The sequence below is a fragment of the Streptococcus mitis B6 genome (assembly GCF_000027165.1).
Classification (GTDB): domain Bacteria; phylum Bacillota; class Bacilli; order Lactobacillales; family Streptococcaceae; genus Streptococcus; species Streptococcus mitis_AR.
This window is the reverse complement of record NC_013853.1, coordinates 2,122,490-2,146,611: the sequence shown is the minus strand read 5'-3', so window position 1 is coordinate 2,146,611 and position 24,122 is coordinate 2,122,490. Positions and strand designations below refer to the sequence as shown.

Annotated in this window: 21 protein-coding genes and 3 tRNA genes; 17 read left to right on the top strand and 7 right to left on the bottom strand. The window is 35.4% G+C overall.

Annotated features, from left to right (window positions below; genetic code table 11):
• Nucleotides 1-212: 212 nt before the first annotated feature.
• Nucleotides 213-971 (bottom strand): ParB/RepB/Spo0J family partition protein, encoded by a 759-nt coding sequence (locus SMI_RS10530; RefSeq protein ID WP_000410369.1) that lies wholly within the window; start codon nt 969-971, stop codon nt 213-215.
• A gap of 57 nt (nt 972-1,028) precedes the next feature.
• Nucleotides 1,029-2,210: a S1C family serine protease gene (locus SMI_RS10525; protein ID WP_000681606.1), complete on the bottom strand. Its 1,182-nt coding sequence runs from the start codon at nt 2,208-2,210 to the stop codon at nt 1,029-1,031.
• Between the two features lie 183 nt (nt 2,211-2,393).
• Here SMI_RS10525 and rlmH point away from each other — a divergent pair, with 183 nt between their 5' ends.
• From rlmH to SMI_RS10490, 7 genes are all read left to right on the top strand, one after another.
• Nucleotides 2,394-2,873 carry a 23S rRNA (pseudouridine(1915)-N(3))-methyltransferase RlmH gene (rlmH, locus tag SMI_RS10520; RefSeq protein ID WP_000695939.1) on the top strand — a complete coding sequence of 160 codons (480 nt, stop codon included), beginning with the start codon at nt 2,394-2,396 and terminating at the stop codon, nt 2,871-2,873.
• A 43-nt stretch (nt 2,874-2,916) separates the two neighbouring features.
• Nucleotides 2,917-2,990 (top strand) — tRNA-Arg (locus SMI_RS10515).
• A 164-nt stretch (nt 2,991-3,154) separates the two neighbouring features.
• Nucleotides 3,155-3,277, top strand: coding sequence for a competence-stimulating peptide ComC (gene comC / locus SMI_RS10510; RefSeq protein WP_000799698.1), 123 nt, complete (start codon nt 3,155-3,157; stop codon nt 3,275-3,277).
• Nucleotides 3,278-3,289: 12 nt separating this feature from the next.
• A complete protein-coding gene (gene comD, locus SMI_RS10505) occupies nt 3,290-4,615 on the top strand; it encodes a competence system sensor histidine kinase ComD (protein WP_012972628.1) in 1,326 nt (441 codons plus the stop codon).
• Nucleotides 4,612-5,364, top strand: coding sequence for a competence system response regulator transcription factor ComE (gene comE, locus SMI_RS10500; protein ID WP_000866062.1), 753 nt, complete (start codon nt 4,612-4,614; stop codon nt 5,362-5,364). Before comD ends, comE begins: the two co-directional genes overlap by 4 nt.
• A gap of 51 nt (nt 5,365-5,415) precedes the next feature.
• A tRNA-Glu gene (locus SMI_RS10495) sits at nt 5,416-5,487 on the top strand.
• Nucleotides 5,488-5,492: 5 nt separating this feature from the next.
• Nucleotides 5,493-5,566, top strand: a tRNA-Asn gene (locus SMI_RS10490).
• Nucleotides 5,567-5,605: 39 nt separating this feature from the next.
• Here the strand turns inward: SMI_RS10490 and SMI_RS10485 are convergent.
• Nucleotides 5,606-6,148: a TetR/AcrR family transcriptional regulator gene (locus SMI_RS10485; RefSeq protein WP_001158276.1), complete on the bottom strand. Its 543-nt coding sequence runs from the start codon at nt 6,146-6,148 to the stop codon at nt 5,606-5,608.
• Between the two features lie 127 nt (nt 6,149-6,275).
• On the opposite strand from SMI_RS10485, the gene SMI_RS10480 reads away from it, so the two are divergent.
• Entirely contained in the window at nt 6,276-8,918 is a 2,643-nt protein-coding gene (locus tag SMI_RS10480) for a YhgE/Pip domain-containing protein (RefSeq protein ID WP_000472055.1), read from the top strand.
• A 29-nt stretch (nt 8,919-8,947) separates the two neighbouring features.
• Here SMI_RS10480 and SMI_RS10475 read toward each other — a convergent pair whose 3' ends face one another.
• Both SMI_RS10475 and SMI_RS10470 read right to left on the bottom strand, forming a co-directional pair.
• On the bottom strand, nt 8,948-11,491 hold the full coding sequence (locus SMI_RS10475; protein WP_000764979.1) for a YfhO family protein: 2,544 nt from the start codon (nt 11,489-11,491) through the stop codon (nt 8,948-8,950).
• Nucleotides 11,492-11,550: 59 nt separating this feature from the next.
• Complete coding sequence (locus SMI_RS10470; RefSeq protein WP_000958776.1) at nt 11,551-13,173, bottom strand: ATP-binding cassette domain-containing protein; 1,623 nt, start codon at nt 13,171-13,173, stop codon at nt 11,551-11,553.
• A 205-nt stretch (nt 13,174-13,378) separates the two neighbouring features.
• Between SMI_RS10470 and trpS the strand changes: the two genes are divergently transcribed.
• Together trpS and guaB are read left to right on the top strand one after the other, a co-directional pair.
• A complete protein-coding gene (gene trpS, locus SMI_RS10465) occupies nt 13,379-14,404 on the top strand; it encodes a tryptophan--tRNA ligase (protein WP_000165472.1) in 1,026 nt (341 codons plus the stop codon).
• A 150-nt stretch (nt 14,405-14,554) separates the two neighbouring features.
• Nucleotides 14,555-16,033, top strand: a complete 1,479-nt coding sequence (gene guaB / locus SMI_RS10460; protein ID WP_000073412.1) for an IMP dehydrogenase — start codon at nt 14,555-14,557, stop codon at nt 16,031-16,033.
• A gap of 50 nt (nt 16,034-16,083) precedes the next feature.
• Here guaB and recF read toward each other — a convergent pair whose 3' ends face one another.
• Both recF and yaaA read right to left on the bottom strand, forming a co-directional pair.
• Nucleotides 16,084-17,181, bottom strand: coding sequence for a DNA replication/repair protein RecF (gene recF, locus SMI_RS10455; RefSeq protein ID WP_000266700.1), 1,098 nt, complete (start codon nt 17,179-17,181; stop codon nt 16,084-16,086).
• A 2-nt stretch (nt 17,182-17,183) separates the two neighbouring features.
• Entirely contained in the window at nt 17,184-17,552 is a 369-nt protein-coding gene (yaaA, locus tag SMI_RS10450; RefSeq protein ID WP_000455905.1) for a S4 domain-containing protein YaaA, read from the bottom strand.
• A 158-nt stretch (nt 17,553-17,710) separates the two neighbouring features.
• On the opposite strand from yaaA, the gene yfmF reads away from it, so the two are divergent.
• The 7 genes from yfmF to SMI_RS10415 are packed head-to-tail and all read left to right on the top strand — an operon-like array spanning nt 17,711 to nt 24,101.
• On the top strand, nt 17,711-18,961 hold the full coding sequence (gene yfmF, locus SMI_RS10445; RefSeq protein ID WP_000424258.1) for an EF-P 5-aminopentanol modification-associated protein YfmF: 1,251 nt from the start codon (nt 17,711-17,713) through the stop codon (nt 18,959-18,961).
• Complete coding sequence (gene yfmH, locus SMI_RS10440) at nt 18,958-20,241, top strand: EF-P 5-aminopentanol modification-associated protein YfmH (protein WP_000170200.1); 1,284 nt, start codon at nt 18,958-18,960, stop codon at nt 20,239-20,241. Before yfmF ends, yfmH begins: the two co-directional genes overlap by 4 nt.
• Before the next feature lie 41 nt (nt 20,242-20,282).
• Nucleotides 20,283-21,110, top strand: coding sequence for a cytoskeleton protein RodZ (gene rodZ / locus SMI_RS10435; protein ID WP_001227988.1), 828 nt, complete (start codon nt 20,283-20,285; stop codon nt 21,108-21,110).
• A 10-nt stretch (nt 21,111-21,120) separates the two neighbouring features.
• Complete coding sequence (pgsA, locus tag SMI_RS10430) at nt 21,121-21,666, top strand: CDP-diacylglycerol--glycerol-3-phosphate 3-phosphatidyltransferase (RefSeq protein ID WP_000712121.1); 546 nt, start codon at nt 21,121-21,123, stop codon at nt 21,664-21,666.
• The gene (locus SMI_RS10425) at nt 21,663-22,490 is read left to right on the top strand and encodes an energy-coupling factor ABC transporter ATP-binding protein (RefSeq protein ID WP_000835729.1); all 828 of its coding nucleotides are present in this window, start codon (nt 21,663-21,665) and stop codon (nt 22,488-22,490) included. The genes pgsA and SMI_RS10425 overlap by 4 nt, the downstream gene beginning before the upstream one ends.
• Nucleotides 22,475-23,314, top strand: a complete 840-nt coding sequence (locus tag SMI_RS10420) for an energy-coupling factor transporter ATPase (RefSeq protein ID WP_000510420.1) — start codon at nt 22,475-22,477, stop codon at nt 23,312-23,314. Before SMI_RS10425 ends, SMI_RS10420 begins: the two co-directional genes overlap by 16 nt.
• Entirely contained in the window at nt 23,307-24,101 is a 795-nt protein-coding gene (locus SMI_RS10415; protein ID WP_000377902.1) for an energy-coupling factor transporter transmembrane component T family protein, read from the top strand. Before SMI_RS10420 ends, SMI_RS10415 begins: the two co-directional genes overlap by 8 nt.
• Nucleotides 24,102-24,122 lie beyond the last annotated feature (21 nt).

Below are 24,122 nucleotides of genomic sequence, written 5' to 3'. Positions count from 1 at the left end.
TCCTTTCTCCTCCTTTACTATTTAAAAGTTTAATGTTAGACTTATTTTACCATAGATAGCAAGAATTTTCCACAAGCTGTGAAAAATAATCCACAATGTTACCAAGTTTTATCCACAGGTTGGGGATAAAGGCAGGAACTATTGATTTATTAAGCTTTTTATTAAAAAAAATAGTGGATAACCTTGTGAGATAAAAAAATAAAAGAACAGCCTTATTTCAGGCTGTTGATAATTCTACTGTATTCTTCTTGATTTGAGAAAGCAATAATGATTTTGCCACTATCTTTTTTAGACAATTTGATTTCTACATCTAATCCGAGTAGTTTTTTTAACTGTTCTTCTTCATTTTGTATGAAATGATTCGTTTTTTGAAGTTTCTTTTGTTTTTTCTCTGTCAGAAGAGCTTCTAACTTCCTTACAGAAATGTTTTCCTCTATGATTCGTTGAAAGAAATAGTCTTGTTGTTCCTGATTCAACCCAACTAGCGAACGAGCATGCGCTTGTGATAGTTTGCCATTTTCTACTTCTGAGAGGATCTGTTCTGGCAAGGAAAGCAAGCGAATAGAGTTGCTGATATAAGGACGAGACTTGCCCATTTTATCTGCAATTTCAGCATGGGTAAATCCTTTCTCTACAAGAGATTCATAGGCGCGTGCTTCTTCTATTGGATTTAAATTTTCTCTTTGCAAATTTTCAATGATGGACTGGACCATCATTTCTTGATCTGAAAGTTGTTTAACAACAGCTGGGATAGACCTTAGACCAGCTAAAAGTGAAGCCCGATAGCGTCTCTCTCCTGCAAGGATTTCATAACCAATAACAGGAGATTGACGAACAATAATCGGTTGAATGACCCCATTTTCTTTGATAGACTGTGCTAGTTCATGTAGTTTTTCTCCATCAAATTCTTTTCGAGGTTGATAGGGATTTTTTTGTATATCCGTGATAGAAATCATTTCAAATTTTTCCATGATTCTACACTAACACATCTTTTCTTTTATGTAAAGCTTTCTTTACATAGATGTCAATTAAGATTCTAAATCACCTGAACTCTTGTCAAGTTTAATAGATGTAGTTTCTTCTTTACCGTTACGATAGTAAGTTATCTTAATGGTGTCTCCGATAGAATGATTGTAAAGAGCACTTTGTAAGTCTGTTGATGAAGCAATCTCTTTGTCATCTACTTTTGTAATAACATCGTATTTTTCAAGATGACCATTAGCAGGCATATTGCTCTGCACAGAACGAACAACTACACCAGATGTTACATTGCTTGGAATATTCAGTCTTCTAATATCACTTGTATTAATATTTGAGAGATTGACCATTTGAATTCCCAAAGCTGGACGAGTCACTTTTCCGTTCTTTTCCAACTGTTCAATAATATTGATAGCATCATTTGCAGGGATTGCAAAACCAAGACCTTCTACAGATGTTCCTCCATTTGTGGCAATTTTACTTGAGGTAATTCCGATAACTTGTCCTTGAATATTGATCAGTGGGCCACCAGAGTTACCTGGGTTAATAGCAGTATCAGTTTGGATGGCTTTTGTAGAAATGGCTTGTCCATCTTCAGATTTTAAAGATACATTTCGATTAAGACTAGATACTATACCTTGAGTGACAGTATTTGCATATTCAGAACCTAACGGGCTACCAATAGCAATGGCAGTTTCTCCTACGGTTAACTTACTAGAATCACCAAATTCAGCTACTGTTGTCACTTTTTCTGAAGAGATTTTGACGACAGCAATATCAGAGAAAGTATCAGCTCCGACGATTTCTCCAGGTACTTTAGTTCCATCTGACAAACGAATATCTACTTTGCTGGCGCCATTTATAACGTGATTATTGGTTACGATGTAAGCTTCTTTATCATTCTTTTTATAAATAACCCCAGATCCTTCACTAGAGATTTGCTGAGAATCTGTATCAGTATCATCATTGCCAAATACGCTATTTTGTCTGTTAGCTGAATAAGTAATAACAGAAACAACAGCATCTTTTACTTTGTTAACAGCCTGTGTTGTTGAATTTTCGTTCTTATAGGCAGTTTGTGTAATAGTACTATTGTTGTTAGAGTTGTTTACACAACTTTTTTGAGTTAGTTGAGTTATTGAAAGACTCCCCAAGGCTCCACTAAAAAAGCTAATGACGATAACGACTAATAATTGAAACCATTTTTTGTAAAATGTTTTTAGATGTTTCATATTTTCCTCCATATGTTTGAAATTACTGAAAGTATAAACTGACTAGCTTAATTATAACTTAAACACAAAAGTTTTTCACAGATTGTGGATAACTTTCAAAAATCTGTGGTTTTCTCGGTTAAAATTAACCTTTTATTTTGTGAATAAGATGTTAAAAAATAAAGAATATGTTAGAATAGAGTCATGAAAATTAAAGTTGTAACAGTTGGGAAACTGAAAGAAAAGTATTTAAAAGATGGTATCGCGGAGTATTCAAAACGAATTTCTCGATTTGCTAAGCTTGAAATGATTGAGCTAGCAGATGAAAAAACACCAGATAGGGCTAGTGAGTCAGAAAATCAAAAGATTTTAGAAATAGAAGGTCAGAGAACTTTATCAAAAGTTGGTGATCGTGATTTTGTTATTGTGTTAGCCATTGAGGGGAAAACACTTGCTTCAGAAGAATTTAGTAAGCAGTTAGAAGAAGCTTCTATAAAAGGATTTTCTACTCTTACATTTATTATTGGAGGGAGTCTGGGATTAGCACAGGATGTAAAAAAGAGAGCCAATCTCTCTGTTAGTTTTGGCCGTTTAACCTTGCCCCATCAGTTAATGAGACTAGTCCTTGTTGAACAAATCTATCGAGCTTTTACAATACAGCAGGGCTCACCCTATCATAAATAGAAAATTGACTTTCAATTGAATTTTTGGTAGAATAGCTGTATTAGGTCTCATAGCTTAGCTGGATAGAGCATTCGCCTTCTAAGCGAACGGTCGCAGGTTCGAATCCTGCTGGGATCAATATAGTAGCAAAGCTGGGAATTTTCCCGGCTTTTTTCTTAAAAAAGTACACTTGGGGATAAAAAAATGACAGTTGAGAGAATTTTATCTAAAACAAAATTCCATTTTGTATAATAGTTTTTGTAAGTTAGCTTACAAGAAAAAAACATTGAGGAGATTTTATTATGAAAAACACAGTTAAATTGGAACAGTTTGTAGCCTTGAAGGAAAAAGAATTGCAAAAGATTAAAGGTGGGGAGATGAGGAAACCAGATGGTGCTTTATTTAATTTATTTAGAAGAAGATAAAGGAGTAGCAGAATGGATTTTTTCTTAGTAGTGGATTTTATATTATATTTTCTAATTCTTAGTCACAGTTACCATTTAATTTGTAAAGGTCAAATAAAAGCAAAGGAACTATACGTTTTTGGTGCTTATACATTACTAGTAGAAGCAGTACTTGAACTTCCCTTCTATTTTCTATCTTTAGATGGGTTAGGAATTGTAACATTTTTATTTCCTTTGGGATTATATTCCTATTTTCGATGGATCAAACAGTATGAGAGGGATAGAGGACTATTCATAAGTTTACTACTATCTCTTTTATATGAGAGCACTCATAACTTTCTGTCCGTGACTTTCTCCTCTATAACAGGAGACAATTTTGTTTTACAATATTATGGCCTATTCTTTTTAGCAATCTCAACGTTGACCTATTTTGTTGTCTTAAAAATCATTCATTATTTCCATTTGGAACTAGCCTATTTTGACAAGGACTACCTTTATCCTTTTTTGAAAAAAGTATTTTTTGCTTTACTATTGTTACATCTTTTATCTTTCGTTTCAGATATAGTAAGTACGATTAAACATTTGAATAGTTTTGGAAGTATTTTGTCATCTATTGTCTTTATTTCTCTATTTTTGACCTTCTTTGCAATGAATTCGCATAAAGAACAAATGGAGAAAGAGATTGCTTTGAAGCAGAAGAAATTTGAACAGAAACATTTACAAAACTACACAGATGAAATTGTTGGCTTGTATAATGAAATCCGTGGTTTTCGACATGATTATGCTGGGATGCTTGTCAGCATGCAGATGGCAATTGACAGTGGTAATTTACAGGAAATTGACAGAGTTTACAATGAAGTTTTAGTTAAAGCAAATCATAAATTGCGTTCAGATAAGTACACTTACTTTGATTTGAACAACATAGAAGATTCAGCTTTACGAAGTTTAGTTGCTCAGTCAATTGTCTATGCTCGAAATAATGGTGTAGAGTTTACACTGGAAGTAAAAGATACGATTACTAATCTTCCAATTGAACTATTGGATTTGGTTCGTATTATGAGTGTTTTATTGAACAATGCTGTCGAAGGATCTGCTGATAGTTATAAAAAGCAGATGGAAGTAGCAGTTATTAAGATGGAAACTGAAACAGTTATTGTGATTCAGAATTCATGTAAAATGACGATGACTCCTTCAGGAGATCTATTTGCTTTAGGATTCTCCACTAAGGGAAGAAATCGCGGAGTAGGATTAAATAATGTGAAAGAATTATTAGATAAGTACAATAATATTATTTTAGAAACAGAGATGGAAGGCAGTACATTTAGACAAATCATTAGATTTAAGAGGGAATTTGAATGAAAGTTTTAATTTTAGAAGATGTTATTGAACATCAAGTGAGACTAGAGAGAATATTGGATGAAATTTCGAAAGAATCGAATATTCCAATATCATACAAGACAACGGGAAAAGTCCGTGAATTTGAAGAATACATTGAAAACGACGAAGTAAACCAGCTTTATTTCCTAGATATCGATATTCATGGAATTGAGAAAAAGGGATTTGAAGTGGCTCAGCTCATTCGTCATTACAATCCTTACGCTATTATCGTCTTTATCACAAGTCGATCAGAGTTTGCAACTCTAACCTATAAATATCAGGTATCAGCCTTAGATTTTGTTGATAAGGATATCAATGATGAGTTATTTAAGAAGAGAATTGAGCAAAATATATTCTACACGAAGAGTATGTTACTTGAAAATGAAGATGTGGTAGATTATTTTGACTACAATTACAAGGGAAATGATTTAAAAATTCCTTACCATGATATTTTGTATATTGAAACGACAGGAGTTTCTCATAAATTGCGCATTATTGGTAAAAATTTTGCAAAAGAGTTTTACGGTACCATGACAGATATTCAGGAAAAGGACAAACATACTCAGAGATTTTATTCTCCTCATAAGTCATTTTTGGTAAATATAGGCAATATCAGAGAAATTGATCGAAAAAACTTAGAAATTGTTTTCTATGAAGACCATCGTTGTCCTATTTCAAGATTAAAAATTAGAAAATTAAAAGATATTCTAGAGAAAAAATCTCAAAAGTAATTGACAATTAGCAAGAAATTGATATAATGGTTATATCTGCTACAGATAGAAGGTCCGTTGGTCAAGGGGTTAAGACACCGCCTTTTCACGGCGGTAACACGGGTTCGAATCCCGTACGGACTATTTTATCCGCCATAGCTCAGTTGGTAGTAGCGCATGACTGTTAATCATGATGTCGTAGGTTCGAGTCCTACTGGCGGAGTATAGATAAAAGGGAACATAGTGTTGTTCCTTTTTTGTATCAATTTATATCACCAAGCATCTTCATAAGGAAGTCTGTTATTTCTTGAGGACTTTCTTTTTTTCCATGTGCAATCCAAGTTTGGCAGACACCAAAAAGTGCGTGAGTTAGATAGATGCTACTATATTCTAATTCAGTGGTAGTGAGATTCAGTTGCATAAAGCGTTTTTGTAAATCTGTGCTGAGCATGATATGAAGTTTATTTCGTAAGAAATTTTGGATTTCTTTGGTCCCATTTTCAGAAAGAAGAGCAGCCAGGAGTGGTTCTGACTCTAGATATTCAAATACTTCTAAAATAGCATCTCTTTTGTGATGAGCATGTTTTTGAAAAATATATTCAAATGTATGGAATAGCTTGCTTTGATAGTGCTCAATCATATCATACTTATCTTTATAGTGAGTATAGAAGCTGGAACGACTAATTCCGGCTTTTTCTGCTAGCTTGACAGTAGAAATTTGATCAAATGGTTGTTCCATTAGTAATTGTACCATAGCATTTTCAATAGTTCGCTTTGTTTTTAAGCGTTTGTTACTTTCTTGCATATTTCCTCCTTATAAACAAATTAGACCATATGTCTAAAAATGGATTTTTTATCTTGTAATTTAGATTTTTTAATGTATAATCTATTATATCAAAATTTTAGACAATATGTTTAAAAAAGGAGAAACTATGTTTAAAGAATGGAAAGCAATTTTTAAAAAACCAACCTTTATTATTGTCATGATAGGGATTTCTCTTATTCCAGCTCTGTACAATATCATATTTTTGTCATCAATGTGGGATCCATATGGGCAATTGTCTGACTTACCTGTGGCAGTTGTTAATAATGATAAAGAGGCTTCCTATAATGGTAATAGCATGTCTATAGGAAAAGACATGGTGACCAATTTAAAAGAAAATAAAACCTTGGATTTTCATTTTGTAGATGAAGAGGAAGGAAAGAAGGGATTGGAAGATGGCGATTACTATATGGTAGTGACTTTACCCAGTGATTTATCTGAAAAAGCAGCTTCTATTTTAACGGATTATCCAGAGCAAATGCAAATCGATTATCAGACTTCAAGTGGTCATAGCTTTATTGCAAGCAAGATGAGTGATTCTGCAATGACACAATTAAAGCAGAATGTTTCTACCAATGTAACCGAGACCTATACCAAAGCTTTATTTAACAAAATGGTCGATTTAAAGGATGGTATGAGTCAAGCATCTTCTGGTAGTGAAAAATTAACTGATGGAGCGAATCAGTTAGTGACAGGAAGTCACACATTAACTACTAACCTACACTCTTTAGCAGATTCAAGTTTAACATTTTCAAATGGAACGGAACAGTTTACTAGAGGATTATCCTCTTATATTTCTGGTGTCGAACAACTTCATCTTGGCTTAGGGAATTTTAATAGTGGTTTAGTTACATATACTGGTGCAGTGAGTCAATTAGATAGTGGGTTAGGTCAATTATCTTCTAAAAGTCCTGAATTAGTAAGAGGAATCAATCAGTTATATACTGGTGTAGAATCCTATACTGGCGGTGTTTCTCAGCTTAATGCTGGTCTTAATCAATTTTCATCTGGTGTTAGTGCCTATACAAATGGAGTAAGAAATCTTGCAACAGGTGCTAATCAGTTATCTAATCAATCAGCTACACTTCGAATGGGGGTGGAGCAATTAAGTGAAGGAATTCAACAACTTTCTAGTAAGTTAGATGCTTCGTCTGAGCAAAAAGATCAAATTGCTCAATTATCTTCCGGTCTAAATCAGTTAAATCAAGCTATTCAAAATATTGATGTTGGAGATACAAAACACTTAGATTCTGTTTTATCAAGTATAGTATCTCTTTCTAATCAAATGTTAGCAAGTGCTCAGTCTGATAAAGCGACTACATTAGCCAATATTCAATCGACAGCAGCTTATCAATCTTTGACAAGTGAGCAACAAGCTGAAATAAGTGCTTCTGTATCTCAAAATTCGACTGATAGTATTCAATTAGCACAGTCAATTGTAGCTTTAGTTCAAGGTTTACAGGGAAGTTTAGAAAACTTACAAAATCAATCTTCTAATCTTTCGACATTAAAAAATCAAGCTAATCAAGTATTACCTATTGCTTCTACTTCTTTGACAGGATTGTCAAGTGGATTAACAGAGATACAGGGAACATTGACGAGTAAATTAGTTCCTGCTAGTCAGTCTATCACATCGGGGGTAAACGCATATACTGCAGGTGTTGATAAAGTTTCTCAGGGCGCAAGTCAACTAAGTGAAAAGAATTCCACCTTGACAGGTAGTTTGGACCAATTAGTTTCAGGCTCAACTACCTTGACACAAAAATCTTCTAAATTGACAGCAGGAGTTGGTCAATTAGTTGAAAAAACTCCAGAATTAGTGTCTGGTATTGAAAAATTATCAACTGGCTCTAACCAATTGAATCAAAAGAGTCAAGAATTGATAGCAGGAGTTGATAAATTGCAGTCAGGCTCTAGCCAACTAGCTGACAAATCCAGTCAGTTAATTTCAGGTGCTTCTCAATTAGAAAGTGGAGCTAATAAATTGGCAGATGGAGCTGGGAAACTAGCAGAAGGTGGAACAAAGTTAACTTCTGGATTGGAAGGTTTACAGACAGGAGTTGCTTCTTTAGGACAAGGACTAAGTAATGCTAGTGATCAACTCAAATCATCATCTACGGAATCTAAAAATGCAGAGATTTTGTCAAATCCACTCAATCTTTCAAAAACAGACAATGATCAAGTTCCTGTAAATGGAATTGCAATGTCTCCTTATATGATATCAGTTGCTCTTTTTGTTGCAGCAATATCAACGAATATGATCTTTGCGAAGTTGCCTTCAGGACGTCATCCGGATAGCCGTTGGGCTTGGTTGAAATCTCGAGCTGAAATAAATGGTATTATAGCTGTTTTAGCAGGAATTTTGGTATATGGAGGAGTTCATCTTATTGGTTTAACTGCAAATCATGAGATGAGAACATTTATTCTCATTATCCTAACAAGTTTAGTATTCATGTCCATGGTGACCGCTTTAACAACATGGAATAGCCGTATAGGAGCTTTCTTTTCTCTTATTTTGCTTTTATTACAGTTAGCATCAAGTGCAGGTACTTATCCACTTGCCTTGACAAATGATTTCTTTAGAGCTATTAATCCCTGGTTACCAATGAGTTATTCAGTTTCGGGATTACGACAAACAATCTCTATGACAGGAAATATTCATCATCAAGTCGTTTTCCTTGCCGTGATATTAGCCCTATTTACTGGTTTAGGTATGCTAGCCTATCAACCTAAGAAAATGGAAGAAGATTAAAAAAATCGACCGATTAATTGGTCGATTTTTTATGCCTTAGATGACTTTCGTCTGTGATTATAGGTTCCAAATAGTAAGAGAGAAGTAAAGGAACAAATTGCTCCAGCAATAAAACCATTGGGAATGAAGGAAAGTGTAATAGTTCCTTTCCCCTTGGGAACATCAACTTTCATAAATCCAGTTTGAGCTTGTTTAATTTCTATTTTCTTACCATCTTGGTAGGCAGACCAACCTTTGTCATAAGGAATGGTGAAAAAAATAGATGTATCTTGTTGGACATCATATGTAGCAAAAACCTTGTTTTTAGAAGTTGATATTGTGACAGGTTGTTCTTTGATTTTTTGAATTGCCTCAGTTAAAGTTTGGGTATCTAAACGATAGAAGGTAGGAGATTCAAATGATACTTGTGAATTTCCAGGGAAACTAACATTGATATTGAAAGTCTTTTTCTCTTTTGTATAGCCTAGATTAAAGAAGGAGAAGACATTATCAGTTGTAAAAGTTTTCTTTTCTCCATTTACAAGGATATCAACCTTCTTTTGTTTATCATTAGAAAAGTGAAGATTTGTGAAAGAAAGATAAACTTGGCTGTTTTCTGGTACTTCAATTTGATACTGGATTGCTGCATCCTCATTTGAAGAACTTGTAACACTAATCAAATCATCAGTATTTTCTGTTTTGTCATAAGGGATTGGAGAAAAATAATCAAAATCGACGTTAGCAAGTTGATTTAAAAACGAGGCTTGATTATCTAAAGTATGTTCATTGAACTTGACATCATTGTAAACAAATTGACTAGCAAATGCAATCGGAAGAGAGTATTGATTTTCATACAGGGTAAGATTATCTTTTTGATAGATATCTTTAAAACCATACTTATCAATAGGACTTTCTGAGATATTATACTGGATTCCAAATAAACTATCAGCCAAAATACTATTATTGCCATAACGGAGATTGAGATTAGTTCCAGAGGATTTAAACCCAATTTTATCCAAAGTAGAGCTTGCTGAACGATTTCGAACAGATGAGAATTGAGAGATTCCATTGTAGTTGAATTTCATACTGTCATTTCCCGTCTGAGTTTGTAGTTTTTCAGTACGAGTAAATGAATTTCCAATATATGTTGAGAAAGATTCCATAGCTGGGATATCTCTACTATAAGCACTTCGAGAAGCAAATCCCCATTCTTTAGCAATTCCGTCTATTTGAGATGAAGCATTTAAACTCACTTCAATTATTATAAATAAAGAAATTAGAATGGCAAACAGATTCACCGAGATAAATTTTTTGATAACCGCAAGGAGTAAAAGAGAATAGACAACTAAAAATTCAAGAGTCAGTAGGATATTCAAATCTGTTAAAAAAGAATAATGTGATTTTAGATAGATGGTAGCTAAAAATCCTGTTACTATAAGAAAAAGCGAAACTAAAAAATTCCAGATTTTAATTTCTTTCAGACGATTTAAGACTTCTGCTGCTGTGTAAATTAACAAGGTAGAGAAAATCCAAGCATAGCGATGTAAAAACATGTTTGGAGTATGCATGCCTTGCCAAAATAAATCAAGAGCTTCAATATAAAAGCTTGCAATTAGAAATGTAAAGAAGATTGCATAGATAAGTTTCACGTGAAACTTAATGGATTTCAGCGTAAAAAATAAAATAGTCAAAATAAGAGGAAGTAGTCCTACAAAAATCATTGGAATAGCCCCATACTTGGTTGTATCAAAGGAACCGATGAATTGCTTAGCAAAGAGATCAAGATACCAGCTACTTTCAGTTTGAAACTTTGTAATTTCAGTTAATTTTTCCCCATGTGTCTGTAAATCAAACAGAGTGGGAAGAGTCATAATCAAACTAGTCATACCAGCTAAAACGGAGGTGATTATGAAATCAAGAAAAGATGATTTTCGAGTCTTAAAGTCCCACGAAATTTGACAGAGATACCAGAAAATAAGAAACAATACTGTCATATAGCCAAAATAATAGTTTTGGATAAATAAGATTGACAGACTTGTAAAGTACAATAGGAATTTCTTTTCAGTTATCAGTAGCTGTAAACCAGTTATAATTAAAGGAATCAAGATAAAAATATCTAGCCAGGTTTTTATCTCTAATTGACTGACAGTGAAACTCATTAGAGCATAGGAAGTAGATAAACCTAGTTTTAAAGGCTTAGTAATCGATTGAAATAATTTATTTAAACTAAAGTAAGTTGACAAACCAATCAATCCAAATTTTAAGAGAGTTGTCAGATAGACAGCATCTGGCATATTCGACAGATAAAAAAAGTAAACTAGAGGTGAAAGGAAACTTCCCAAGTAATAACTAGATAGGGCATAGAAATTTAATCCGAGGCCACTTGTAAAGGTGTAAAATAGACTACCATTTCCATGTAGGATATTTCGTAAAGCTACATCAAAAATAACGTATTGATGAAACCCATCTCCTAATAATGGAGATGTATCGCTATTCCAGTAGATACCTTGAGATAGATATACTCCTGTCATAATGATTATGGGAATGATGAAAGAAACAAAATAGGTCCAATATGTTTTAAAAAATAATTTCATGTTACCTCATAAAATGTTAGAAAACTCAGCTGGTTAACCCAACTGAGTTTTGAATTTTTTTAGTCTTTCCAAAGTTCTTTAACTTTTGCTTGTACTTCTGCATTCTCTAGGAATTCATCATAGGTTTCATCGATACGGTCGATGACGCCATTTTTAGACAAGACAATGATATGGTTAGCTAGAGTTTGAATAAACTCGTGGTCATGACTGGCAAAGATGATTGATTCTTTAAAGTTTTTCAATCCATCGTTCAAGCTTGAGATAGATTCCAGGTCCAAGTGATTGGTTGGATCATCGAGGACAAGAACATTTGATTTCAAGAGCATGAGTTTGGAAAGCATGACGCGGACTTTTTCTCCTCCTGACAAGACGTTTACAGGTTTGTTAACTTCATCTCCAGAGAAGAGCATACGGCCGAGGAAACCACGTAGGAAAGTATTGTCATCTTCTTCTTTACTTGCGAATTGACGCAACCAGTCAAGAATTGATTCTTCCCCTGCAAAATCAGCTGAGTTATCTTTTGGCAGGTAAGATTGACTAGTTGTAACTCCCCACTTGACAGTTCCTTCATAGTCAATATCTCCCATGATTGCACGAATTAATGTAGTCGTTTGGATGTCATTCTGCCCAATAAGCGCTGTCTTATCACCTGGACGCAAGATAAAGCTGATATTATCTAAAATAGTCTCACCATCAATCTTTACAGTTAGATTTTCTACTGTCAAGAGATCATTACCAATTTCACGCTCAGCTTTAAAGTTGATAAATGGATATTTACGACTGGATGGTACAATCTCTTCTAGTTCAATCTTATCAAGCATTTTTTTACGTGATGTTGCTTGTCTTGATTTAGAAGCATTGGCAGAAAAACGAGCAACGAATTCTTGCAATTGTTTAATTTTTTCTTCTGCTTTGGCATTACGGTCTGCTAGCAATTTAGCAGCGAGTTCAGAAGACTCCTTCCAGAAGTCGTAGTTTCCGACATAGAGTTTGATTTTTCCAAAGTCAAGGTCTGCCATGTGGGTACATACTTTATTCAAGAAGTGACGGTCATGGGATACTACTATGACTGTGTTATCAAAGTCAATCAAGAAATCTTCTAACCAAGTAATAGATTGGATATCCAAACCATTGGTCGGCTCGTCTAAAAGAAGAACATCTGGTTTACCAAAAAGTGCTTTGGCGAGGAGAACCTTTACTTTTTCACCGTTGGCCAATTCACTCATATTTTGATAGTGCAATTCTTCTGGGATATTTAGGTTTTGAAGGAGTTGAGAGGCTTCACTTTCTGCTTCCCATCCTCCAAGCTCGGCAAACTCTCCTTCAAGTTCGGCAGCACGCACTCCATCCTCATCTGAGAAATCTTCCTTCATGTAGATGGCATCTTTCTCTTTCATGATGCTATAAAGTTTTTCATTTCCCATGATAACAACATCAATGGCACGTTCATCTTCATAGTCAAAGTGATTTTGACGAAGAACAGAGAGACGTTCATCTGGACCAAGAGAGATGTGACCAGTAGTAGGTTCGATATCTCCGGCTAAAATTTTTAAAAAGGTAGATTTTCCGGCACCATTAGCACCGATTAATCCGTAAGTATTTCCTTCTGTAAATTTGATATTGACATCATCAAAAAGTTTGCGATCACTAAAACGTAGTGAAACATCAGATACTGTAAGCAATGTTTTTCTCCTATATGTGTAATATATTTATTCTACTAGAAAATACGGAAATATTCAAATTTTTATCTGTCAATTTTGTGTAAATTATATTTACAGCATACTTTACACGAATTCATAAATAGCAAGGCTGATTTATTTTGATAAATTACAGTTATTTCATTAAAAAAATGCTATAATTGAAGGGACTATATCGAAGGAGAACAAAATGACTAAACCCATTATTTTAACAGGAGACCGTCCAACAGGAAAATTGCATATTGGACATTATGTTGGAAGTCTAAAAAATCGAGTATTATTACAGGAAGTGGATAAGTATGATATGTTTGTGTTCTTGGCTGACCAACAAGCTTTGACAGATCATGCTAAAGACCCTCAAACCATTGTAGAGTCTATCGGAAATGTGGCTTTGGATTATCTCGCAGTTGGATTGGATCCAAGTAAATCAACTATCTTTATTCAAAGCCAAATTCCAGAGTTGGCTGAACTATCTATGTATTATATGAATCTAGTTTCATTAGCACGTTTGGAGCGCAATCCAACAGTCAAGACAGAGATTGCTCAGAAAGGATTTGGAGAAAGCATTCCGACAGGATTCTTGGTTTATCCAATAGCTCAAGCAGCTGACATCACAGCTTTCAAGGCTAATTATGTTCCTGTTGGGACAGATCAGAAACCCATGATTGAGCAAACTCGCGAGATTGTTCGTTCTTTTAATAATGCATATAACTGTGATGTCTTGGTAGAGCCGGAAGGTATTTATCCAGAAAATGAGAGAGCAGGGCGTTTGCCTGGTTTAGATGGAAATGCTAAAATGTCTAAATCACTCAATAATGGTATTTATTTAGCTGATGATGCGGATACTTTGCGTAAAAAAGTGATGAGTATGTATACAGATCCAGATCATATTCGAGTGGAAGATCCAGGTAAGATTGAGGGAAATATGGTTTTCCATTATCTAGATGTTTTCGGTCGTCCAGAAGATGCTCAAGAAATTACTGACATGAAAGAACATTATCAACGAGGTGGTCTTGGTGATGTGAAAACCAAGCGTTATCTACTTGAAATATTAGAACGTGAACTTGGTCCTATTCGTGAGCGCCGTATTGAATTTGCTAAGGATATGGGAGAAGTTTATAATATGCTTCAAAAAGGTAGTGAAAGAGCGCGTGAAGTTGCAGGTCAAACCCTATCTGAGGTTAAAGGAGCAATGGGACTTCATTACTTTAACTAAGTTTATTTTACAAGAAACTATCATTTCTATCTCGAAGAAAAGATAGTTTTTATTTACCCCTGTAATATTTGACAAATTTTTATATCATGGTATGATAGATACAATATAAAAAGAGTCAAGCTCAAAAAGAAAGAAAAGAGGAAACTTCGAATGTCTAATTGGGACACTAAATTTTTGAAAAAAGGTTTTACCTTTGATGATGTATTGCTTATTCCAGCTGAAAGTCATGTGTTGCCTAACGATGCAGATTTAACAACTAAATTGGCAGATAATTTGACTTTAAATATCCCAATTATTACCGCTGCCATGGACACAGTTACAGAGAGTCAAATGGCTATTGCTATTGCTCGTGCAGGCGGTCTCGGAGTTATCCATAAAAACATGTCAATTGCTCAACAAGCAGACGAGGTTCGTAAGGTAAAACGTTCTGAAAATGGAGTTATTATTGATCCGTTCTTCTTGACGCCTGAACATACAATTGCTGAAGCAGATGAGCTTATGGGTCGTTACCGCATCAGTGGTGTTCCAGTTGTTGAAACACTTGAAAATCGTAAATTGGTTGGTATTTTGACAAACCGAGATCTTCGTTTTATTTCAGACTATAACCAACCAATCTCAAATCATATGACTAGTGAAAATCTTGTTACTGCTCCTGTGGGTACAGATCTTGCAACAGCCGAGAATATTCTTCAAGAACACCGTATTGAAAAACTTCCTTTGGTAGATGAAGAAGGTCGTCTTTCTGGTTTGATTACTATCAAAGATATTGAAAAAGTTATTGAGTTTCCAAATGCTGCTAAAGATGAGTTTGGTCGTCTACTAGTTGCAGGTGCAGTAGGTGTTACTTCAGATACATTTGAACGTGCAGAGGCTCTTTTTGAAGCAGGAGCGGATGCGATTGTTATTGATACTGCACATGGTCATTCTGCAGGTGTCTTACGTAAAATTGCTGAGATTCGTGCCCACTTCCCAGATCGTACTTTGATTGCTGGAAATATTGCTACTGCTGAGGGAGCACGTGCACTTTACGAAGCAGGTGTAGACGTTGTCAAGGTTGGGATTGGACCAGGTTCTATCTGTACTACTCGTGTGATTGCTGGTGTTGGTGTTCCGCAAGTAACAGCTATCTACGATGCTGCAGCTGTTGCGCGTGAATATGGTAAAACGATCATTGCTGACGGTGGAATCAAGTATTCTGGAGATATTGTAAAAGCCCTTGCTGCAGGTGGAAATGCAGTTATGCTTGGATCAATGTTTGCTGGAACTGATGAAGCTCCAGGCGAAACTGAAATCTTCCAAGGACGTAAGTTTAAGACTTACCGTGGTATGGGATCAATTGCTGCTATGAAGAAAGGTTCAAGCGATCGTTACTTCCAAGGTTCTGTCAATGAAGCAAATAAACTTGTTCCAGAAGGAATTGAAGGTCGTGTTGCTTATAAAGGTGCGGCAGCTGATATTGTCTTCCAAATGATTGGAGGTATTCGCTCTGGTATGGGTTACTGTGGTGCAGCTAACCTTAAAGAACTACACGATAATGCTCAATTTATTGAAATGTCTGGTGCTGGTTTGAAAGAGAGTCATCCTCATGATGTACAAATTACGAATGAGGCACCAAATTATTCCATGTAAAAAACAATGAAAAGAACTCCCGTGGAAACAGGAGTTCTTTTACAATATTGTCAATTGTAATTTACAAAAACTTTACCATCCTGAATAGTGAAGATACTTAGATTTTCTGGTAGATTTTGAAGATGATCTAAGCTTGTTGTTGTGATAAAGGTTTGGATTGAATGAGAAATCGTTTCTAATAATTTTAGTTGTCTAGTGTTGTCAAGTTCGCTCATAACATCGTCAAGCAGTAATATTGGAGATTCTGTAGTAATGCTTTCCATTAACTCGATTTCTGCTAATTTTATCGAGAGGACGAGACTACGATGTTGGCCTTGACTTCCGAAACTAGCATCCATCCCGTTTAGATAAAAAGAAATGTCATCTCGATGAGGACCGACACCAGTATTCTTTTTAAATAAATCTCTGGATCTACTTTTTTCTAAAGCAATTTTGAAAGATTCGGATAAGTTTTGATTGTCAGTTATATTGACAGAAGATTGATAGGATATTGACAACTCTTCAATCTGATTAGAGAGTTCAAAATGTTTCTTACACCCAAAATATTCTAGTTTTTTTATGAAATCTAAGCGGTGATTCATCACACGACATCCATAATCGACTAGCTGATCATCTAAGACTGAAAGGAAGGTTTCATCTATTTTTTGAGCTGATTTTAGGTAAGTGTTTCTTTGCTTTAGGATGTGGTTATAATTGGTTAAATCTGATAAATAGATTGGCTTAATTTGCCCAAGCTCCATATCAATGAATTTTCGTCGAACCGAAGGTGCTCCTTTAATTAGTTGTAAATCTTCAGGAGCAAATAAGACAACATTCATGTGTCCGACATAATCTGAAAGTCGTGCCTGTTTTAAATGATTAACTTTTGTCACACGCCCTTTTTGTGTTAGTTCGATTTCGAGAGGAATGGATCCAGTTTTTTTCTGAACAAGACCTGAAAGATGAAGCTGTTCCTCATCAAAATGAATGAGATTTTTATCTGTTCGAGTTCGATGACTGCGTGTTAAGGCTAAAAAATAGATAGCCTCTAACATATTTGTTTTACCTTGTGCATTGCGTCCTAAAAAGACATTCAATTTAGGATTAAAGTCTATTTTCGTCTCTTTGTAGTTACGAAAAGTCTTGAGAGATAGGTTTTGTAGCCACATGATTATCTACCAGGGAATCGTGGAGCTTGTTTGCTTTTAGGTGATGAAGTAGGTTTCGATTTGTCTCTTTTAAATCCCTTATTCATCTCTCTGACAAGTTTAGCGATCCGTTCTTTTTCAACTTTATCAGCTTGATATTCCTCTTTCTCCTCAGAAGTAGGTTGTGTCAACAAGATGTCAATATTCATGTCAGGGATGTCAACTTTATCGCCAATACGAAGTTTTTTACCGCGACGACTCTCTAATTCCCCATTAAAGTAAACAGCATGTTCAGAGAGAAATGATTTAATAGCTCCTCCGCTATGTGTAATTCCAAGTTCTTTGAGTAGTGCTTGGAGGGTAATAAATTTTTCAAATAATTTGTATTCCATAATTCACCTCAATCTTTGGTATTATACCATATTTTCCTAAAAATAGTGAGAGGAACAGGGAGAAATGTAAGCGATTTTTATTTCAAAAGTGTTACAGAGAACAAGAAAATTTCAGGTTTTCGTGATATAATAGAAGCCTGTATATAAGGAGGTAAGCAATGGAGTTAGTGCATGGAATTTCAACACATTTTATCCAATCAAAAAAGTTTAAAACGAACAAAATTACCGTTCGTTTTACCGCTCCATTATCTCTTGATATGATTGCAGGTCGCATGTTGAGTGCGAGTATGCTAGAAACGTCCAACCAGATGTACCCCACTTCTCAAGATTTGAGAAGACATTTAGCCAGTCTATACGGTACAGATATGTCAACCAATTGTTTCAGAAGAGGGCAAAGTCACATTGTAGAATTGACATTTACCTATGTTCGTGATGAGTTTTTGAGTAGGAAAAATGTGCTAAATTCTCAGGTTTTGGAACTAGTAAAAGAAACTCTTTTTTCCCCCGTAGTAGTTGATAATGGGTTTGATTCGGCCTTATTTGAAATTGAGAAAAAACAATTGCTAGCAAGTTTAGCAGCTGATATGGATGATTCTTTTTATTTTGCACATAAAGAATTGGATAAATTGTTTTTTCATGATGAACGTCTTCAATTGGAATATAGTGATTTACGAAATCGTATTTTAGATGAAACTCCACAGAGTTCTTATTCTTGTTTCCAAGAATTCTTGGCCAATGATCGAATCGATTTCTTTTTCCTAGGTGATTTTAATGAGGTTGAAATTCAAAATGTATTAGAATCATTTGGCTTTAAAGGTCGAAAAGGAGATGTGACGGTTCAGTATTGTCAACCTTATTCGAATATCCTTAAGGAAGTTATGGTTCGGAAAAATGTGGGACAATCCATTTTGGAATTAGGTTATCATTGCCCTTCTGAATATGGTGAGGAGCAACATTTACCCATGATTGTAATGAATGGTTTACTGGGTGGATTTGCTCACTCTAAACTATTTACAAATGTCCGTGAAAATGCTGGATTGGCTTATACTATTTCAAGTCAGCTTGATTTGTTTAGTGGATTCTTGAGGATGTATGCTGGCATTGATCGAGAAAATCGGAATCAGGCTCGAAAAATGATGAATAATCAATTACTTGATTTAAAAAAAGGTTATTTTACAGAGCTTGAGCTGGAGCAGACAAAGGAAATGATTCGTCGGTCTTTGTTGCTTTCTCAAGATAATCAATCTTCATTGATTGAACGTGCTTATCAAAATGCCTTACTTGGAAAATCTTCAGCAGACTTTAAAGGTTGGATTGCAAAACTCAAGCAAGTTGACAAAGATGCTATTTGTAGAGCAGCTAATAATGTGAAACTACAGGCGATTTACTTTATGGAAGGAATAGAATGACAAAGGTTGTTTTTGAAGAAAAATACTATCCAGCTGTAAAAGAAATGGTTTATCAAACTCGTTTGGCCAACGGATTGACAGTTGCTCTTTTGCCTAAAAAGGAATTTAAAGAGGTTTACGGGAGTGTAACTGTCCAGTTTGGTTCGATAGATACGCTTGTCACAGACGTTGACGGAAATGTAAAAGAATATCCTGTAGGAATTGCTCATTTTCTTGAACATAAATTATTTGAGAGAGAAGATTCTAGCGATTTGATGTCAGCTTTTACGAGTCTAGGTGCGGATAGCAATGCCTTTACAAGCTTTACAAAAACAAGCTATCTTTTTTCAGCAACGGATCATTTTTTAGAAAATTTAGAGTTACTTGATGAATTGGTAACATCAGTACATTTTACTGAAGATTCCATTTTAAGAGAGCAGGATATTATTCAGCAAGAACGAGAAATGTATCAAGATGATCCAGATTCGTGTTTATTCTTTTCAACTTTAGCAAATTTGTATCCTGGCACACCTTTAGCAACTGATATAGTTGGAAGTGAGGAGTCCATTTCCCAAATCAATCTAACTAATTTGCAAGAAAATTTCACAAGATATTACAAACCTGTAAACATGTCTCTGTTTTTAGTTGGTAATTTTGATGTGGAAAGAGTACAGGACTATTTTGAAAGCAAAGAACTGAAAGATTTAGATGTTCAGGATGTAGCAAGAGAAAAGTTTGTTTTACAAGATGTAAAGCAAACAGACAGTATGAGAATGGAAGTATCTTCTCCCAAACTAGCGATTGGAATTAGAGGTAATCGAGAAGTTGCTGAGGCGGATTGCTATCGACATCATATTTTATTAAAATTATTGTTTGCAATGATGTTTGGTTGGACTTCGGATCGTTTTCAAAAGTTATATGAATCAGGTAAAATAGATGCTTCCCTATCTCTTGAAATTGAAGTAACAAGTCGCTTTCATTTTGTCATGTTGACAATGGATACAAAAGAGCCAGTTGCTTTATCTCATCAGTTTAGGAAGGCTATTCGTAAATTTACAAAGGATATAGATATTACAGAGGATCATTTAGATATTATCAAAAGAGAGATGTTTGGAGAATTTTTTAGTAGCATGAACTCTCTTGAATTTATTGCAACGCAGTATGATGCTTTTGGACAAGGTGAGACAATTTTCGATTTGCCGAAAATTTTACAGGAAATTACTTTAGAGGATGTCCTTGATGCTGGACACCATTTAATAGATGATGGTGACATAGTTGATTTTACAATATTTCCATCGTAGCAACTAATCATAATAGACACTAGAAAGAAGGAATGACAAGTATGAGGAAAAAAACAATTGGTGAGGTTTTACGTTTAGCTAGAACCAACCAAGGGTTGACTTTAGAAGAATTACATAAAAAAACAGAAATTCAGTTGGATATGTTGGAGGCAATGGAAGATGATGATTTTGATCAACTTCCTAGTCCATTTTATACTCGTTCTTTTTTGAGAAAGTATGCGTGGGCAGTTGAACTTGATGAGCGAATTGTCTTGGATGCTTATGATTCTGGGAGCATGATTACTTATGAGGAAGTAGATGTTGATGAAGAGGAGTTGACAGGCAGGAGACGTTCAAGTAAGAAAAATAGGACATCATTTTTACCTTTATTTTATTTTATACTCTTTGCACTATCGATTGTAATATTTGTGACTTGTTATGTTTGGAATTATCTCCAGACTCAACCTGAGCGTTCATCTGGGTCTAGTTATAGTGTGGTCCAGGCAACAAGCTCGACTAGTTTTGTAACTTCATCTTCAAGCAGTAGCTCATCTAGTAGTTCTTCTAATATTGAACCAGCTATAACGGTATCAGGTGAAGGAAATCGAGTAGAAGTTGCTTATAAAACGAGCAAGGAAACTGCAAAGTTGCAATTATCAGTGTCAGATGCTAGAAGTTGGGTTAGTGTTTCAGAAAGTGATCTTGAGGGTGGTGTGACTTTATCACCGGATAATAAAAGTGCGGAAACAAGCGTTTCAACTAAAAATCCTGTGACCATTACTTTAGGTGTTGTCAAAGGTGTTGCCTTAACAGTAGACAATCAGACTGTTGATTTATCGAAATTAACAGCTCAGACTGGAAAAATCGCTGTAACCTTTACTAAAAATTAAGGAAAAACGAATGAAAAAAGAACAAATTCCAAATATCTTAACAATAGGTCGAATTCTCTTTATACCTATTTTTATCTTTATTTTAACAGTAGGAAATTCGATAGAGAGTCATATGCTAGCAGCTATTATCTTTGCTATTGCCAGTATTACAGACTATTTAGATGGATATTTAGCTCGTAGATGGAATGTGGTTAGTAATTTTGGTAAATTTGCAGATCCTATGGCGGATAAGCTACTAGTTATGTCGGCTTTTATTATGCTGATTGAGTTAGGAATGGCTCCGGCTTGGATTGTTGCAGTGATCATCTGTCGTGAGTTGGCTGTGACAGGTTTAAGACTTTTATTGGTTGAAACTGGTGGAACAGTTTTAGCAGCAGCCATGCCTGGAAAAATTAAAACATTCAGTCAGATGTTTGCGATTATTTTCTTGCTATTACATTGGACTTTGCTTGGTCAAGTTCTACTTTATGTAGCCTTGTTTTTCACTATCTACTCTGGCTATGATTATTTTAAGGGTAGTGCCTATGTATTTAAAGGGACATTTGGTTCGAAATGAAATCAATAATTGATGTAAAAAATCTTTCTTTTCGCTATAAGGAAAGTCAGGAATATTACGATGTGAAGGATATTACGTTTCACGTGAAACGTGGAGAATGGCTTTCGATTGTAGGGCATAATGGTAGTGGTAAATCAACGACGGTTCGCTTAATTGATGGCTTACTGGAAGCAGAATCCGGAGAGATTGTAATGGATGGCCAACGGCTGACTGAGGAAAATGTTTGGGATATACGTCGTCAAATCGGTATGGTTTTTCAAAATCCAGACAATCAATTTGTTGGAGCGACTGTTGAAGATGATGTTGCCTTTGGTTTGGAAAATCAGGGACTTTCTCGTCAAGAAATGAAAAAGAGAGTGGAAGAAGCTCTGGATTTGGTTGGCATGTTGGACTTTAAAAAGAGAGAACCAGCGCGTCTATCAGGTGGCCAAAAGCAACGTGTGGCTATTGCAGGTGTTGTAGCCCTGAGACCAGCTATTTTAATCTTAGATGAAGCAACGAGTATGTTGGATCCTGAGGGACGTAGAGAACTGATTGAGACAGTAAAAGGAATTCGGAAAGACTATGATATGACGGTCATTTCCATTACACATGATTTGGAAGAAGTTGCCATGAGTGATCGTGTGTTGGTCATGAAAAAAGGGGAAATTGAATCAACCAGCAGTCCAAGAGAACTTTTCTCTCGTAATGATTTAGATCAAATTGGATTAGACGATCCTTTTGCCAATCAATTAAAACATTCTTTGAATCAGAATGGCTATGATTTGCCTGAAAATTATTTGACAGAAAGTGAGCTAGAGGATAAACTATGGGAATTGCTCTAGAAAATGTGAGTTTTACGTATCAAGAAGGGACTCCCTTAGCTTCAACAGCTTTGTCAGATGTTTCTTTGACGATTGAAGATGGTTCTTATACGGCCTTAATTGGCCACACAGGTAGTGGTAAATCAACTATTTTACAACTATTAGATGGTTTATTGGTGCCAAGCCAAGGGAGTGTGCGGGTTTTTGATACCTTAATCACCTCGACTTCTAAAAATAAAGATATTCGTCAAATTAGAAAACAGGTTGGCTTGGTATTTCAGTTTGCTGAAAATCAGATCTTTGAAGAAACGGTTTTGAAGGATGTTGCTTTTGGACCGCAAAATTTTGGAGTTTCTGAAGAAGATGCGGAGCAGATTGCGCGTGAGAAACTGGCTCTGGTTGGAATTGATGAATCACTTTTAAATCGTAGCCCGTTTGAGCTGTCAGGGGGACAAATGAGACGTGTGGCCATTGCAGGCATACTTGCCATGGAGCCAGCTATATTAGTCTTAGATGAACCCACAGCAGGCCTAGATCCTCTAGGGAGAAAAGAGTTGATGAACTTGTTCAAAAAACTCCACCAGTCAGGGATGACCATTGTCTTGGTAACGCATTTGATGGATGATGTTGCTGAATATGCGAATCAAGTCTATGTGATGGAAAAAGGATGTTTAGTTAAGGGTGGTAAACCAAGTGATGTCTTTCAAGATGTTGTCTTTATGGAAGAAGTGCAGTTGGGAGTACCTAAAATTACATCCTTTTGTAAACGATTGGCTGATAGAGGCGTGTCATTTAAACGATTACCGATTAAGATAGAGGAGTTCAAGGAGTCGCTAAATGGATAGTATGATTTTGGGGCGTTATATCCCAGGAGATTCGATTGTTCACCGATTGGATCCACGTAGCAAATTACTGGCTATGATGCTACTGATTTTAATCGTTTTTTGGGCTAATAATCCCTTGACGAATCTAATTCTTTTCATAGCGACAGGGATATTTATTGCCTTGTCAGGAGTATCTCTTTCGTTTGTTATTCAGGGCTTGAAGTCTATGTTTTTCTTGATTGCCTTCACAACTATTTTTCAACTATTTTTCATTTCTAATGGGAATGTTTTATTTGAGTTTTCGTTTGTGAGAATCACGGATTATGCTTTGCAACAAGCTGGGATTATTTTTTGTCGTTTTGTATTGATTATTTTCTTTTCAACTTTGTTAACCTTAACAACCATGCCCTTAAGTTTGGCATCAGCTGTCGAAGCTCTATTAGCACCTTTAAAGCGTGTGAAAGTTCCAGTTCATGAAATTGGCTTAATGCTATCTATGAGTTTGCGTTTTGTTCCGACCTTAATGGATGATACGACGCGGATTATGAATGCACAGAAAGCGCGTGGAGTGGATTTTGGTGAAGGAAGCATTGTTCAAAAGGTGAAGGCTATGATTCCCATTTTGATTCCTCTTTTTGCAACAAGTTTAAAACGTGCGGATTCCTTGGCTATCGCTATGGAAGCGCGTGGTTATCAGGGGGGAAAAGGCAGAAGTCAATACCGACAATTGAAATGGACTCGAAAGGATACGCTGACCATTCTTGTTATTATCATACTTGGTTGTTGCTTATTTTTCTTAAAATCTTAGTAGCTTTCAGGAATTGATAAA